The organism is Alkalihalobacillus deserti, from assembly GCF_020734105.1.
GTDB lineage: Bacteria > Bacillota > Bacilli > Bacillales > Bacillaceae_D > Halalkalibacter > Halalkalibacter deserti.
The window spans coordinates 1-14,521 of the sequence record NZ_JAJAFR010000039.1; the positions used below are offsets into that span (position 1 = coordinate 1).

13 protein-coding genes and 2 pseudogenes are annotated in these 14,521 nt (G+C 36.4%); 5 read left to right on the plus strand and 10 right to left on the minus strand.

The genetic code is table 11. From position 1 onward, the window contains the following. Positions 1-163: 163 nt before the first annotated feature. Both LDX58_RS24840 and LDX58_RS24845 read right to left on the minus strand, forming a co-directional pair. Positions 164-307: pseudogene (locus LDX58_RS24840) on the minus strand (glutamate dehydrogenase); the annotation flags it as partial. Positions 308-378: 71 nt separating this feature from the next. Continuing rightward, positions 379-1,296: a proline dehydrogenase family protein gene (locus LDX58_RS24845; RefSeq protein ID WP_227940326.1), complete on the minus strand. Its 918-nt coding sequence runs from the start codon at positions 1,294-1,296 to the stop codon at positions 379-381. A 261-nt stretch (positions 1,297-1,557) separates the two neighbouring features. On the opposite strand from LDX58_RS24845, the gene LDX58_RS24850 reads away from it, so the two are divergent. The 4 genes from LDX58_RS24850 to LDX58_RS24865 all read left to right on the plus strand — a co-directional run bounded on the left by LDX58_RS24850 (position 1,558) and on the right by LDX58_RS24865 (position 5,105). Further along, positions 1,558-2,205 (plus strand): sigma 54-interacting transcriptional regulator, encoded by a 648-nt coding sequence (locus LDX58_RS24850; RefSeq protein ID WP_265416830.1) that lies wholly within the window; start codon positions 1,558-1,560, stop codon positions 2,203-2,205. After that, a complete protein-coding gene (locus tag LDX58_RS26240; protein ID WP_265416831.1) occupies positions 2,186-2,737 on the plus strand; it encodes an AAA-type ATPase lid domain-containing protein in 552 nt (183 codons plus the stop codon). The genes LDX58_RS24850 and LDX58_RS26240 overlap by 20 nt, the downstream gene beginning before the upstream one ends. 469 nt (positions 2,738-3,206) lie before the next feature. Next, entirely contained in the window at positions 3,207-4,631 is a 1,425-nt protein-coding gene (locus LDX58_RS24860; RefSeq protein WP_227940327.1) for an alanine/glycine:cation symporter family protein, read from the plus strand. A gap of 258 nt (positions 4,632-4,889) precedes the next feature. Then, positions 4,890-5,105: a transposase gene (locus tag LDX58_RS24865; RefSeq protein ID WP_227940329.1), complete on the plus strand. Its 216-nt coding sequence runs from the start codon at positions 4,890-4,892 to the stop codon at positions 5,103-5,105. A 71-nt stretch (positions 5,106-5,176) separates the two neighbouring features. On the opposite strand, the gene LDX58_RS24870 is transcribed toward LDX58_RS24865, so the two are convergent. The 3 genes from LDX58_RS24870 to LDX58_RS24880 are packed head-to-tail and all read right to left on the minus strand — an operon-like array spanning position 5,177 to position 5,900. After that, positions 5,177-5,326: a hypothetical protein gene (locus LDX58_RS24870; RefSeq protein WP_227940331.1), complete on the minus strand. Its 150-nt coding sequence runs from the start codon at positions 5,324-5,326 to the stop codon at positions 5,177-5,179. Next, positions 5,313-5,681, minus strand: a complete 369-nt coding sequence (locus LDX58_RS24875) for a hypothetical protein (RefSeq protein ID WP_227940333.1) — start codon at positions 5,679-5,681, stop codon at positions 5,313-5,315. The genes LDX58_RS24870 and LDX58_RS24875 overlap by 14 nt, the downstream gene beginning before the upstream one ends. Positions 5,682-5,726: 45 nt before the next feature. Next, on the minus strand, positions 5,727-5,900 hold the full coding sequence (locus LDX58_RS24880) for a hypothetical protein (protein ID WP_227940334.1): 174 nt from the start codon (positions 5,898-5,900) through the stop codon (positions 5,727-5,729). Between the two features lie 495 nt (positions 5,901-6,395). Between LDX58_RS24880 and pruA the strand changes: the two genes are divergently transcribed. Continuing rightward, positions 6,396-8,027, plus strand: coding sequence for an L-glutamate gamma-semialdehyde dehydrogenase (gene pruA / locus LDX58_RS24885; RefSeq protein ID WP_227940336.1), 1,632 nt, complete (start codon positions 6,396-6,398; stop codon positions 8,025-8,027). 1,210 nt (positions 8,028-9,237) lie between these two features. Here pruA and LDX58_RS24890 read toward each other — a convergent pair. From LDX58_RS24890 to LDX58_RS24910, 5 genes and pseudogenes are all read right to left on the minus strand, one after another. Beyond that, positions 9,238-10,440, minus strand: coding sequence for an ROK family protein (locus tag LDX58_RS24890; protein WP_227940338.1), 1,203 nt, complete (start codon positions 10,438-10,440; stop codon positions 9,238-9,240). Positions 10,441-10,460: 20 nt separating this feature from the next. Further along, positions 10,461-11,000 (minus strand): chromate transporter, encoded by a 540-nt coding sequence (locus tag LDX58_RS24895; RefSeq protein WP_227940341.1) that lies wholly within the window; start codon positions 10,998-11,000, stop codon positions 10,461-10,463. Positions 11,001-11,018: 18 nt separating this feature from the next. After that, positions 11,019-11,654: a chromate transporter gene (locus LDX58_RS24900; protein WP_227940342.1), complete on the minus strand. Its 636-nt coding sequence runs from the start codon at positions 11,652-11,654 to the stop codon at positions 11,019-11,021. A gap of 1,058 nt (positions 11,655-12,712) precedes the next feature. Beyond that, complete coding sequence (locus tag LDX58_RS24905; protein ID WP_227940348.1) at positions 12,713-14,173, minus strand: aldehyde dehydrogenase family protein; 1,461 nt, start codon at positions 14,171-14,173, stop codon at positions 12,713-12,715. 85 nt (positions 14,174-14,258) lie between these two features. Continuing rightward, positions 14,259-14,521 (minus strand): annotated as a pseudogene (locus LDX58_RS24910) (NAD(P)-dependent alcohol dehydrogenase); the annotation flags it as partial.

The window sequence follows — 14,521 nt, forward strand, 5'->3', positions numbered from 1 at the left end:
GAAGAAACAATAAGAAATTATATTGCGAACCAATTCAATGAAGAAAAGAACGACATATTCACGATTGAAGAGTGAGTTTAGTCAAAATTTAGTTTGCTTAAAGCATTTGGACTTGGAGAGGACTTCACGACATTTTATGTCCAAATCCACCTGCTTTAGCAGGTGGTCGTTTAAGCAGTTCAAATACTTCACTCGGATACCCTAATGTATTCAAAGCTTCTTTAATAATTATTTGTGTTGACTCTAATTGGTTAGGATTTTTAGAATGCTGTAGATTTACTTCCTCTAACTTGTCTTCTTCTTTTATGGACAGACTCATTTTATTCACCTCGAATGATTACTAGAAAACGATTCTCAAATAAAAGCATTTCTGGTTGTCTACTTTGAAAGTAAACCTCTTAATGCAAATGCTACATTTTGCGGACGTTCAGCCATACGTCTCATAAAATATCCAAACCAATCCTGTCCAAATGGTACATAGACACGCACGGTGTAACCTTTTTTCACTAATTCTACCTGTAAATCTGTCCGAAATCCGTAAAGCATCTGAAACTCAAATTGACTGTTATCGATTTGGTTCTCTTTTACAAAGGTTATCACTTTTTCAATAATTTGATGATCATGCGATGCGATTGCCGTGTAACTTCCACTTAGTAAATGGTCTTTGATGATGTTGAAATAATTTCCATCGATTTTCGCTTTGTCTTGAAAGGCTACTTCAGGCGATTCTTTATACGCACCTTTTACTAGTCTTAGAGAAATGCCTTTTAGGTTTCTAATATCTTCTTCAGCTCTAATTAGATAAGCTTGAATAACCGTTCCAACTTTGTCATAATCTTTTCTTAACTCTTTCAAAATATCTAATGTCTGCTGGCAGTGTGAGTAATCCTCCATATCAATTCTCACAAAATTGTTATACTGTTTGGCAGTACCAACAATACGCCGCATATTTTCCAAACAAAACTCTTCGCTAATATCTAAACCAAGCTGTGTCATTTTAAGCGATAGATTGCAGTCAACACCAGAAGATGCCATAGCATTTAATGTCTTAATACAGTATTCCGTTGCTTCTATTGCTTCTTCCTTACTGTCTACAAACTCCCCTAAATGGTCAAGTGTACACACTAATCCTTGTTTATTTAATTCGTTCACTTTAGCAATTGCACTCTCAATGTCTTGTCCCGCTACTACTTGAGATGCTCCTACTTTTAACCCCCACCTTTTTGCGGCAACATTCATTGCTTTGCTTTGCGAAAGAAACATAAAGAAGAATTTCATTGGTTGATGTAAAATCATTTTGATCCCTCCAGTATTTAGTCTAGATTGTTTTCTCGATACTCCTTTATATGCAAAATTCATGCCAATTAATTTTATAAGGTTATTCAAGGATTTATAAAAACAATAACCAATTACCCATACACTTATGTTTAATATTATCTCCATTTCAGACAATATTGTAAACGCTGTTACACTTTGTTTTTACCCAATAAAGTCAAATATTACAACCACCTTTAAAAAAAGAAACAAAGTCATATATGAACTATAGCTGTTGTTTTAATGTCAACAGTAAAAGAAAAACAAGGAGTTACAAACAAATACAACCAGCCTCACCCTAATGTCCATGTGTTAATTAATACATCTCCTGTCTATGTTGATAAAGAAGTCGTTGGAGGAATATCAATTGAAAAAGATATTACGGAGATGGTTAAATTAAATGATGAGTTGTCTTCAACAACTGCATATTTACATGTTTTAGAAAGCACTGCTCAAAGCCAACAGAACCTTTCACCTTTTAACAAAGTTAAAGGCAGAAGCCCTGTTTTAAAAAAGGCTATTAATCTAGCAAATAAAGTAGCCAAAACAGATGCCGCGGTTTTAATTACCGGGGACAGTGGCGTTGGGAAAGAGTTGTTTGCTGAAGGAATACACAATGCCGGAAACCGATCTAACCGCCCCTTTGTTGCGATTAACTGTGGTACCATCCCTACTGCGTTATTTGAAAGCGAACTTTTCGGGTATGAACAAGGAGCATTTACCGGTGCCGTTAAAGGAGGGAAAAAAGGAAAATTTGATGCTGCAAAAGGAGGTACAATCTTCCTTGAGGAAGTTCGAGAAATGCCACTTGAATTACAAGTTAAGTTATTACGTGTATTACAAGAAAAGAATTACTATCGTGTTAGTGGAAATGAAGCTAATTCCAACTGATGTGAGGATAATAGCTGCTATAAATCGAGATCTAGAAAAGATGATTGATGACGGAAGTTTTCGGGAGGATTTATATTACCGTTTAAATGTTATTTCAATCTCTATACCTCCGTTACAGGATCGCATCGAAGACATTCCTGAGTTGATCCAATTATTTTTAAAGGAATTCTCTGTAAAATACAAGATGCCAATTCCTGAAATCGACCCAGAAACTATTTATACCTTTCTTCAACACCCATGGCAAGGAAACGTACGGCAACTTCGTAATATTATCGAACGCATTATCATTTTGGCAAGCGATAACGAAGTAATTAAGCCCCACCATTTACCTAAGAATTTTGTGAAAGAAAATAATCCTCATTCATTAAATATCCAATTCGAGGAACAAAAGAAACTGAACGGTCAAAGTGAAGATGAAATTCAATATGCATTACAAATAACGTATGGAAATAAAGCAGCTGCAGCGAAGTTATTGGGTATCTCAAGGGCCACTTTATATAACAAACTTAAAAAGCGTAATTTAAAAGAATAGACAAGGTGAGAACGACTAGTTCCCACCTTTTTCATTTGTGTCAACTTTCTAAATAGTTTAGACATTATTCAATACACTTTTGTCTAGTATTACAGTTAAAATTATAGAGCAACACTTATTATGTTTGGCACAATTATTGCAAGTAAAGTATTAACCCTATTATAGAAATTCTATGAATAATTCAGGTACTCTGCTTTTTTTAAACGATCTTTCAAAATAGATAAATGAATATCCATGGTAATAAACCAACTTAAGCTATCAATTAAGCTATAATAGAAAAGTTTTATAATTATAGGTAATATCATATAAATAAAAATGGATTTTAAAGGGATTCTTATTGTTAACCATTGTCTTAATTATTAGGAAGAAGTGTCCTATTTGTTTAATCCTATACCATTTATTACATTAACAAGGTATTGAAATTTTCAGATAATAAAAACTGTTAGAATAATATATTTGGGGGCTAAGTATGAATTTCTTAAATAATCTAGTTGGACAAGCCAATATACTTTTATGGGGGTATATTTTAATTGCTTTATTAATAGGTTTAGGACTTTATTTTACGATTGGAAGTAAATTTGTTCAAATACGTTATATTGGCGAAATGTTCCGTATTTTAAAGGATAAAAATACTATTACACAGAAAGGCGAAAAACAAATTTCTTCACTTCAAGCATTCTTTATTGGTGCTGCAACTCGTATTGGAACAGGGAACGTTGCCGGAGTTGCGATGGCCATTGCTTTAGGTGGACCTGGTGCGGTTTTCTGGATGTGGGTTGTTGCCGTGCTTGGCGGAGCAAGCGCTTTCATCGAAAGTACTTTAGCGCAAATTTATAAGGTGCCTGATAAAGTAGGATTCAAGGGCGGACCTGGTTATTATATGAAAAAACAATTAGGGAAGAAATGGATGAGTACTATTTTTGCAGTTACGATTATAGCATCCTTTGGTTTAACTTTTAATGCAGTACAGAGTAATACGATTGCTGAAGCATTCAATTCTTCGTTCGGAATTAATGGAGCAGTAGTAGGAATAGTATTAGCCATATTAGCAGCCATCATTATTTTCGGTGGAGTTAAACGCATTGCAAATTTCTCATCTGTAATCGTACCAATCATGGCGTTCTTTTATATTTTTTTAGCTTTGTATGTTTCAATTACAAACATTACAGAAATTCCAGCTGTTATAGGTTTAATTGTAAAAAGTGCTTTTGGACTTGAGCAAGCTGTTGGTGGTGGAATCGGCACTGTCATCATGATGGGGGTAAAACGTGGGTTATTCTCTAACGAAGCAGGTATAGGTAGTGCGCCAGTCGCAGCTGCAACTGCATCCGTGTCCCATCCAGTAAAGCAAGGTTTTGTCCAGGCATTAGGTGTATTCTTTGATACTATATTAGTATGTTCAGCGACTGCGTTTATCATTTTATTATCTGATTCTTACGGTTCTGGTTTAGAGGGAATTGCACTAACGCAAGCCGCTATGGGAGAACATTTCGGTTCTTGGGCTGGAATATTCTTATCCTTTGCGATCTTAACATTTGCCTTTAGCTCTATCATTGGAAGCTACTACTATGGAGAAGCAAATATTGGGTTTATTAATTCCAGTAAAACAGCACTATTAGTTTATCGTTTACTGGTACTTGGTATGATTGTATTTGGTTCTGTTGCAAGCTTACAGATTGTTTGGGATCTTGCAGATCTTGCAATGGCATTTATGGCATTAACTAACCTTATCGCCATTGGAATACTTGGACGAATTGCTTTTAAAGCATTGGACAATTACATGCAACAACGTAAAGCAGGTCAGGACCCTGTCTTCTATGCTGATGATATTGAAGGTTTAAAAGGTATAGAAGCGTGGCCAAAAAGTGAGCAAGAGAAGAAGCATATCAGTTAATAAGAACTAAAAGAAACATTTGGGAAGTAGGATTTATTTTTCTATAAAAGTGAACAATAAACACTAAGGCTGCATGAGCTAGTAAAATATTAGATAATATTCACTTGAAATATTCATAGTTGCATGACAAATCTAGTGGAAATCCACTCAGACAGGGATTGATCAAAAAACACGTCATCACCCAAAGGGTGATGACGTGAAAAAGAGCCCAGCCTTTGGTAGAGTTAAAGTGACAAAACCAAAGGCTGGGCTCTTTCTATGTGTAGAATAAAGGATACAACGATGCATTTCAATTTACGAATCAAGGTTGCTTTTAATGGAGGCGACTTGACCTCTGATTCGGGCTTATTACTCGTCAAAGAATTTAGTGAAAAAGTAGGGTTACATGAATTGATTCGATCGGTACAGATAAAGGATCCTGTCAACCATACGGAACACACGAATGATGCTGTAATTACGCAAAAAATTTATTAATATATTGCGGTTTACCACGCCGATGATCATGCTGATAGCCTGAAATTTAAGTTAGGTCTTCGGTAGTCGGACTAATAATCACATAACACCTGGGCTCTAAAATAAATATCACGTGGGAGCATTAACCGCAATCTGTATTCATCGGTACGAATATTCGTGTCATAAAAGCTGGACGCATTTAACTCTTGGCCAATAAGATTACGTTCACTATATGCCCTCAAAGATAATTCCCCCTCTCTCCAGTCTTAATGACTGCATAAAAATTCGATGCGCTACCTTTCTCATACTTCCCCACCCCCATAAGGCTGCATAATAAGCAATTTGTCCTTCTAGAAAAGCGTTCACTTTCACGTGGACCGTATCTTCAAGATTTTGATATTCCACTTCATCAAACACCGTATTTCTAGCTAAAGCTGATTTTAAAAGCTGGGTGCAATAATCAGTTTCAGATTCTTCCCTCTCAATAGAAGCCATAATGATAAAACTTTTTTCTTCCTTGGTAACAGAGATTTTAATATCACGTTTTTTATCTGAACGAATTCTTCTAGAGACGTCTTTCCTTTTCCTATTAAGCATTGGACCCCCACCTTAGATAATTTTGCCTCCCTTAGCCCTAGGCAACTAGATTGCCAATCTTAATAGATATTCCTCCACCAGGACTAAACACTTTTGGACTTGCTGTTGTTGCTCATGTTCTCTTTTTTGTTCGTGATTAATTTGTTCTCTTTGAGCTGATTTAACTACTTTTGGAATCTCCGCCTGTTCAATAGTCTTTTTGGTTAAGCCACAACTCATCCTCCTCTTTTTCCTACAACAGGGATGGTAAAAACATGCCTCTTGAGCAGAACAAAATTAGGAAAATGGCTAGATAAACGTTTTTTAGAATATATAATTAGACCTTTATTTCATTTAGAAGCAATTGAGCTAGTGTATGGGATTTTTACCCGTCACTATCTATCGTATAGAGAAAGATCAGCTGAGGTTATCGAGCATAGATCACTGAGAAGTTAATATCCTAAAGTAAGTTATTACGACCAGTCGAATAAATTTTTTTCAATAAGTTTAAAAAGCGGGGAACGAAACTGTTTTTTTGACAATTGTTTATATACAAAAGTGTAAAAGGTGAACACTTTTGTAAACTAATTATACAAAAACACATTTCAGTAATTTTGATGAAAAGGTGTTTTAAAAAGACTTTAGAGAAATTATGCCTTTTTTACTTCTTGGCACAAATATTGCATTGTTTATAAGTGTATACAAGATAAACCACACAGGAAGGAATGTGAAAGAATGAGTAACGGAATTTTCAAAATCCCAACACCTAAAAATGAGCCTGGCAATACATATGCTCCAGGTACAAAAGAAAAGGAAACATTAAAGGCAGAATTAAAACGCCAATCTGATATCGTAGTCGATATCCCTGTAATTATTAATGGAGAAAATATTAAGACAGATACAGTGAAGCAGGTGGTTATGCCACATGATCATCAACATGTTTTGGCAAACTTTTCGCAAGCTGGAGAAAAAGAGTTGCGTGATGCTGTAGAAGCGGCAATGGCTGCAAAAGAATCATGGGCAAATATGCCATGGGAACACCGTGCATCCATTTTCTTAAAAGCTGCTGATTTAATCTCTGGTCCATACCGTGACGTAATGAATGCTGCTACGATGTTAGGACAATCCAAAACAGCTATTCAAACTGAAATTGATGCTGCACAAGAATTAGCAGATTTCTTACGTTTTGGCGTTGATTATGCTAATCAAATTTATCAAATTCAACCGGAGAGTGTGAAGAATATTTGGAATCGTTTAGAATACCGTCCATTAGATGGTTTTGTATTGGCAATTTCTCCATTTAACTTCACAGCAATTGGTGGGAACTTACCATCAGCTCCTGCGATGATGGGGAACGTAGTCGTTTGGAAACCAGCAACAACTGCTTTACTATCAAACTACTACTTTATGCGTATTTTAGAAGAAGCAGGATTACCAAAAGGCGTAATCAACTTCGTACCTTCTCGCGGTTCACAAGTATCGGAAGTAGTATTAACAGACCCTCGTATGTCTGGATTCCATTTCACTGGATCAACAAGTACGTTCCAAACAATTTGGCAAACAGTAGGAGAAAACATTACAAACTATAAATCATATCCTCGCTTGGTTGGGGAAACTGGTGGAAAAGACTTTGTATTTGCTCACGAAACTGCACAAGCAGACAAAGTAGTAGCTGGTCTTGTTCGTGGTGCGTTTGAATACCAAGGTCAAAAATGTTCAGCAGCCTCTCGTGCTTACATCCCTGCAAGCATGCGGGAAGAAGTGAAAGCTGGTGTAGTGGAAGAAACTGCTAAGCTTAAAGTAGGGGATATCCAAGACTTTACAAACTTCATGGGTGCGGTAATTGATAAAGCAGCTTTTGATTCAATCACAAGCTATATCGACTATGCTGCAGCTTCTGAAGAAGCAGAAATTATTGCTGGTGGTACTTATGATGATTCTGTTGGATACTTCGTTCAACCGACAATCATTGTGACAACAAATCCAAACTTCAAAACAATGGTAGAAGAAATTTTTGGACCAGTATTAACGATTTATGTATATGAAAATGATAAATTAGAAGAAACATTGACTGCAGTAGATACAGCGTCTATGTATGCATTAACAGGCGCGATCTTTGCACAAGATCGTCAAGCAATTATGCACTTAGAACGCCGCTTATCTGGTGCAGCTGGAAACTTCTATATCAATGATAAACCAACTGGTGCGGTGATTAATCAACAACCATTTGGCGGTTCTCGTGGTTCTGGTACAAACGATAAAGCAGGTTCTGTATTTAACATGATTCGTTGGACAAGTCCTCGTATTATCAAAGAAAACTTTGCTCCAACTACAGAAATTGCATATCCATTTATGGATGCAGAATAATTTAAAATGTAATAGAGGTTGAAATGTTTTGTTTCAACCTCTTTTTTTTACTAGATTTGTCTATCTCTTTCTGACATCTGTATGTACTGGTGCATTAAAAAAACTCCCATCCAAATCGTTGAAAACGCCGAAACCTTCTCCTAGGAATGCCATAACCGCCGTAATACCGAGTATCGGATTCCGCCTCCTCTTCACGGTCCATTACTCCTCCCCAACTAACACGGAAAACATTATCTGATCAAGGCAATCTAAGTATACATGCGTTCCTACTCCGTTTGTGATCTCCATTACGCGCTCTTTAATCGTTTCATTCGTCGTTTTGATCGTGTTGATACGTTCCGGATTTAATTTTTCGGCAGGGTCCTTTTATCCGTTGAGCGATGGCCCTTCCATATGGAACCAACGCTTCCTTACACCCATGATTTCTAAGTCAAATTCATTTTCATTGAAAATTTCGGAAGGTACTTTAGTGTTCAAATTGAAGCAAATATCACTAAACATGTTACTTACATTCATAGAAGTTATTCAGCATAGCTAGCTTATTAATAGTGCAAGAACCCAAAAGTCACCAATGTCCAGCGATAATAAAATGGTTTAAAATCAAGGGCTGAAACCCATGTAACAACATTTCTGATATGTTCCCGTTTGAAGATAAAGTTATTTAAAAGTAGTGCAATTAAGAGGAATACTGTGAGATAGAAAGCGATTTTAAAAAAATAACCAATGAAAGGACTTCAATAATTAAAGAATAATTGGAAATGGTGGTGGCCACAACGGGGGCACCGGTGGAAGTCCCCAATAAGGCGGATAAAACCAGTAAGGCGGTGGGTATATGAAGGGTCTAATAGGTGGTGGATATCTATAATAAGGGTTCACAAGCAAACCTCCTTCAATTCGGTTAACTTAAAATATGTCATAGAGAAGGTTTTGGTGAACTTTGTCCTCGTCAAAAGTAAAGTGACTGTCAAAAAAAATTTACTACACAGTTCGTAAATTAAACGACTTTATTATGATTTTAAATAACTTTATTCTCATTTGAACAACTTTAATATCACTACACAAAGCAATTAAAATAATCTTTTTATTACTGGTAGCTTATTTTGCAAGAATAAATCATCAAGTCCCTTTCTATCGTCTTCATTCCATAAAACTAAGGTAAGGAACTTTTCGAGTATCATACACCCTTCACATACAAAGAGTTTGAACCGGATTAATCTGTCAGTTGTTTAACTACTTTTGCAGCTGCTCCGATAGCTACTGCATCATCACCTAATCTACTTATTTCAAACTCGACCTTATAGGTGGGAGCATAGTATGTCTTTTTCAGTGCAACTTCAATAGCCTGCTCGTAAAAAAGATTATTACCTGAAATAAGTGGTCCTCCTAAAATCACTTTTTGAGGATGTGAAATATTCAACAAATTGGCTAGTCCAATTCCGAAATAGCAAGCTACTTGATTAAAAATTTCTTTAACTAAATGGTCGTCTTCTCTTAATGCTTGGTCAATCAAAGGATATTTGATAAGTTCTACACAATCCGTATATTGGTTTAGTACTGAAGTTCTTCCCATTTTTAGAGCTGTTTTCACCATTTGTTCTAAAGCATAAGTTGAAACAAAAGACTCCCAGCTTCCATAATTCCCAGTCGTATGACGCGGTGTGGGTCCATCGCACTGAATAATCATTTGTCCAACAGAACCTTCCATATCCACAGCTCCGTAGACTAATTGTCCGCCTACAATCATACTTGAACGAATACCTACCCCCACATGTAGGTAAAGTAAATGTTCGACTTGTTCACCGACCTCTGACCAGTATTCACCCAATATTGCGGCGTTAGCCCCATTGTCGAGTGTCACATAAAAGCCTAATTTTTCTTCAGCAATACTGCAAATATCAACTTCTTCCCAACCTGGGGAGGGGAAATTTTTGGGGTTCAAAATTTTTCCGCTTTTACGATCTAAAGGGCCTACTGCGCCGATGCCCATACCCAAGACAGAATTCACATCAATTCCATGTTTAATAAGCATTTCCTTGATTTTTTCTACCATTTCCTGAATCAGTTTGTTCGGCGTCATTGTATCGTCCATTTTCCAAACATGAGTATCTAGTTTGGTTAAATGTAAATCACAAAGTACCAGCTTTGAATTGGTACGAGAGATATCGAGTCCAAATACATAGGAAAACTTAGGATTTGTTCGATAAAGAATTGGACGGCGACCACCTCTTGATTCTCCTAGTCCAACCTCCAGAATTAAATCTTGTTCAGTCAATTCATCAAGTAGTCTGGTCAAAGTACTAACCGTCAATCCGCTAAATTTTTTTAAATCCAATTTAGAAATTTCACCGTGACGTCGGATCAATTCATAGACTTCTTTCGCTTTCCGTCCGTTAATGTAATCGTTTGGCACCATTTTACACTTCCTATCATCCATTATCCGTAGATGGCTGCACCCACTATTCCTGATAACAGTATGACATAAACCGGATGAATTCGGTACCGAATTAAGGCAAGTAAAGATAAGACAAAAATCAACAACAGACTAACCGAATGCCAGGATATCGAGGAAACCAATCCGTTATTAATGGCAAACATTACAGCAGCATATATAATTAATCCTGTAATAATAGAACGCAGTCCATAAAAAGCCGATTTCATCATAACGCTCTTCTGGATTTTATAAAAAACAGAACCAATGGCTAAAATAATCATCAGAGACGGTAAAATCATGCCTAGAACGGAGAAAATCGCTCCGCTAATCCCCATTTGTTCATAACCAATAAAAATAGCACTGTTAGTTGCTATTGGACCTGGCGACATTCCTGCAACCGCAATAACATCCGTAAAATCTTGAACCGACATCCATTGGTGTCTTGTAACAACCTCCTCCTGAATAAGGGGAATCATCGCATATCCTCCGCCAAAAGAAACAAAACCGATCATAAAAAAAGTTAAAAACAGATCCCATAACATTACTTAGTTCCTCCTTTTCTAGATACCTGCACCCATATAATAATCTTTGTTATTAATCTTCACCTTTTCTTCTTTGTCTATTTTAACCTTCATACCTAGCTTCTTTTTCATACCGATAATACCAATTCCCGCTAAACCGCCACCCATGATTAACAAGACAGGGTGAATGTGGAAAAAGTACATCACAGCTACAGTAACTGCAATTAAAACAATCGCAGTCTTGTCAATAACTGCTGTTTTTCCTATCTTAATAGCCGCATAAGTAATTAAAGCTACAATGGTGGCGCGAATAGCTTCAAAAGCGGCCTCTACTTTGGGGTTATCTTGAACCTTTAAGAAAAATATGCTTAATAGCACTACAATGAAAAACGTCGGTAACAGTATTCCAGCCATAGCTACAATAGCCCCCGCCACCCCAGCTACGCGATAACCAATGAATGTTGCCGAATTTATCGCTATCGCGCCAGGTACCGATTCAGCAAGAGCAAAGATATCTGTAACATCTTTAGTCTTGACCCAATTACGCTTCTCAACTACCTCTTTTTCAATAAGGGGAATCATCGCATAACCCCCACCAAATGTAACTGGTCCAATCTTGAGAAAAGTCAAAAATAATTGAGCTAATAGTTTAATATTGAGCGATTTTACTTTCATTAAATCACATCCTCTCTATGTGTTATTATACTTTACTTAATTCCATTTTGGAATAATATATTCTAATAAAAGGTAAAAAAAGACTTAAAAAAGTATTTAACAAGATTCAAAATACAATCTTTATATCGAAATGAACTAAAGTAACTAATCTGATGCGATTAATCGTAATAAAAGGAAATTGCTTTTAAATTCATCATACCTATCCCTAAATCTTCGCTTTTGGACCAATCGTAGTGTAAGAAGACCTTTTAGTTTCTTAGCTAGATCCATGAAACAAGGGACTCTCTAACAAGTATCCAAGCATTTTTGCAATTCATTAAGCCTATTTATTTCTTTTACTGAAGTGCATTTTTCATATTGTGTCTACTCTTTTATTAACTTAGCTAATTCTTTTTCTAGCTCTCCCCTAACCTTCTAAAGTACGAAGAAGGCTAATTAAGAGGTAGTTATGGTGCTGGCAACACTCCTTTTAGTCGCCATTTCAGTACGTAATAAATTAACAACATTTGCTTGTAGAGGATGTTAGCGTCATTGTTTTACCACTATTGTGGAAAAAAGTATTTTTTTTACTTAACTATTTTATGTCTAAAATAGTCCATTTACAAAGGATAATGCTTACGGTTCTAGTTTATTATCACGGTCTTGGACTTTAATATAGTTCTGAGAAATGAGACTGCGACAATGCTACTTTCAAGTGGAAACACAGAATAAGAAATTACATTTTAAAAAACTCCAACCAAAAGTGAAAGGTGTTCTTTTATTAAAGAAGAAAATCCAATATGCTATGAAAACACATTGTAGAGTTTCAATCGATATTAAGATAAAGAGCCTAAATCGATACCTCGTTTTGATGGAATTCTAGATAAGTAAAATGCTACTGTTTTCAACTAAGAAAACACTAGCTTCAGTAGTCTTAATTCGCTAACTGAAACTAGTGTTTTATTCAATCATAAAAATGACTCGATCATCTACTGCGCAGAATCTTAATGCTATTAAACATCTTTTCTTTTAAAAATTTCAGACAATATCAATGACTTAATTAGTTGTCCCACTCTGTTTTAAACGGGATATTCACGATAACCATTTTGTACGCTAATCCATTTTACGGTTGTAAACTTATCAATCGCCCATTCACCGTTGAAGCGCCCAATACCGGATGCTTTTTCGCCTCCAAATGGGACATGTGGTTCAGAGTTCACAGATTGATCATTGATGTGAATCATACCTGTTTTGATTTTTTTAGCAACCTCTACACCGTGATGAAGATCTTCTGTAAAGACGGAGCCACTTAAACCATAAGGTGAATCGTTGGCAATTTTAATGGCTTCTTCTTCATCCTTTGCTTTAATAATAGGAGCAACTGGACCAAAAATTTCGTTTTTAGCAATCGGCATGTCGTTTGTGACATTAGTTAAAATCACTGGCTGCATTAAACAACTGTCAACTATTCCCTCAAGATGAATCGTCGCACCCCGTGCAACACTATCTTGAATGTCTTGTTGAATTCCTTCCACCTGTTGTTTGTTAATAAGGGGACCAACGAATGTCGATGGATTAGCAGGATCACCTGTTTGAAGCGTTCCCACGATTTTCGTAAATTTTTCAACAAATTCATCGTGAATAGCTTGATCCACAATGATCCGATTTAACGCCATGCAAATTTGACCTTGGTGCAAAAATTTACCGAAAGCAGCTGCTTTTGCTGCACGTTCGATATTTGCATCTTTTAAAACGACCATCACATTGTTACCACCTAGTTCAAGGGCAACTTCCTTTAAATTTTTGCCTGCCAATTCTCCGATGCGGCGACCTACTTCAGTCGATCCTGTAAATGAAATCATACATGGTATAGGATGGGTGACAAATGCATCCCCGATTTCAGAGCCACGGCCTACAATGACGTTTACTAGACCTGCTGGAAAACCAGCTTGTTCAAATATTTCACCAAACAATAATCCCGAGGTAACGGGCGTATCAGAAGCAGGCTTAATCACAACACTATTACCAGTAGCAATGGCAGGAGCTATTGACCTCATAGTTAAAAGGAATGGGAAATTCCAAGGGCCAATCACACCGATTACTCCTTTTGCTGTTCGATAAACGCGATGTTCTTTATTCGGTACATAAGAAGGTAAAATTTGTCCAGTGATGCGCGTCAAAAAACTCGCAGATTCTTTTACCATGGTAACGGAAGCTTCAAACTCAACCGTTGCTTTAATATGCGTGCTTCCAGATTCTTGAACAAGCCATTGAATAATCTCTTCTCTTTTTTCTTCTAGCACTTTCACTAAACGTTCAAATAGCTGTTGCTTCTCACCTAAAGGCATGGTCTCCCAGATTGGCTGAGCTTGTTCAGCTGCTGTATACGCTTCATTTAAATCATCATTATTTGCAGCTTGAATGGTCAATAGTTCTTCCCCAGAATACGGATTATAGTTTTGGATGGTACCTAAACTTCCCCCTTCTTTCCATTGACCGTTAATGAATTGTTTTGTGAAATTTTGTAGCAATAGTTTCATATATTGTCCCTCCACGTCATTATTGTGAAAATAAAATAACTAGATCCACTAAGTAAAACAATTGCTATTCATTTGAAGCATCAGGTTAAAATCTAATCACAGGTTTAATGACTTTCCCAGCTTCCATATCACGTACTGCAGAATTAATATCATCAAAATGATAAAATTGTATGAGTTTATCAAATGGGAATTTACCCATTTTAAATAAATGTATCAGTTTAGGAATAAACACCTGAGGTATGCTATTCCCTTCAATAACACCTGTAATTGTTCTTTCAAATAATAGCTTTCCCATATCCACTTTTGCCATAGTACCAATAGCAGCTCCACCAACTGCTGCCACAGTCC

Excerpts from the sequence above, each read along its gene's own strand:
- LDX58_RS24845 (WP_227940326.1), bottom strand. The coding sequence starts at position 1,296 with ATGATTTTACATCAACCAATGAAATTCTTCTTTATGTTTCTTTCGCAA.
- LDX58_RS24850 (WP_265416830.1), top strand. The coding sequence starts at position 1,558 with ATGTCAACAGTAAAAGAAAAACAAGGAGTTACAAACAAATACAACCAG.
- LDX58_RS26240 (WP_265416831.1), top strand. The coding sequence starts at position 2,186 with ATGAAGCTAATTCCAACTGATGTGAGGATAATAGCTGCTATAAATCGA.
- LDX58_RS24860 (WP_227940327.1), top strand. The coding sequence starts at position 3,207 with ATGAATTTCTTAAATAATCTAGTTGGACAAGCCAATATACTTTTATGG.
- LDX58_RS24865 (WP_227940329.1), top strand. The coding sequence starts at position 4,890 with ATGTGTAGAATAAAGGATACAACGATGCATTTCAATTTACGAATCAAG.
- LDX58_RS24875 (WP_227940333.1), bottom strand. The coding sequence starts at position 5,681 with ATGCTTAATAGGAAAAGGAAAGACGTCTCTAGAAGAATTCGTTCAGAT.
- LDX58_RS24880 (WP_227940334.1), bottom strand. The coding sequence starts at position 5,900 with ATGAGTTGTGGCTTAACCAAAAAGACTATTGAACAGGCGGAGATTCCA.
- pruA (WP_227940336.1), top strand. The coding sequence starts at position 6,396 with ATGAGTAACGGAATTTTCAAAATCCCAACACCTAAAAATGAGCCTGGC.
- LDX58_RS24890 (WP_227940338.1), bottom strand. The coding sequence starts at position 10,440 with ATGGTGCCAAACGATTACATTAACGGACGGAAAGCGAAAGAAGTCTAT.
- LDX58_RS24895 (WP_227940341.1), bottom strand. The coding sequence starts at position 11,000 with ATGTTATGGGATCTGTTTTTAACTTTTTTTATGATCGGTTTTGTTTCT.
- LDX58_RS24900 (WP_227940342.1), bottom strand. The coding sequence starts at position 11,654 with ATGAAAGTAAAATCGCTCAATATTAAACTATTAGCTCAATTATTTTTG.
- LDX58_RS24905 (WP_227940348.1), bottom strand. The coding sequence starts at position 14,173 with ATGAAACTATTGCTACAAAATTTCACAAAACAATTCATTAACGGTCAA.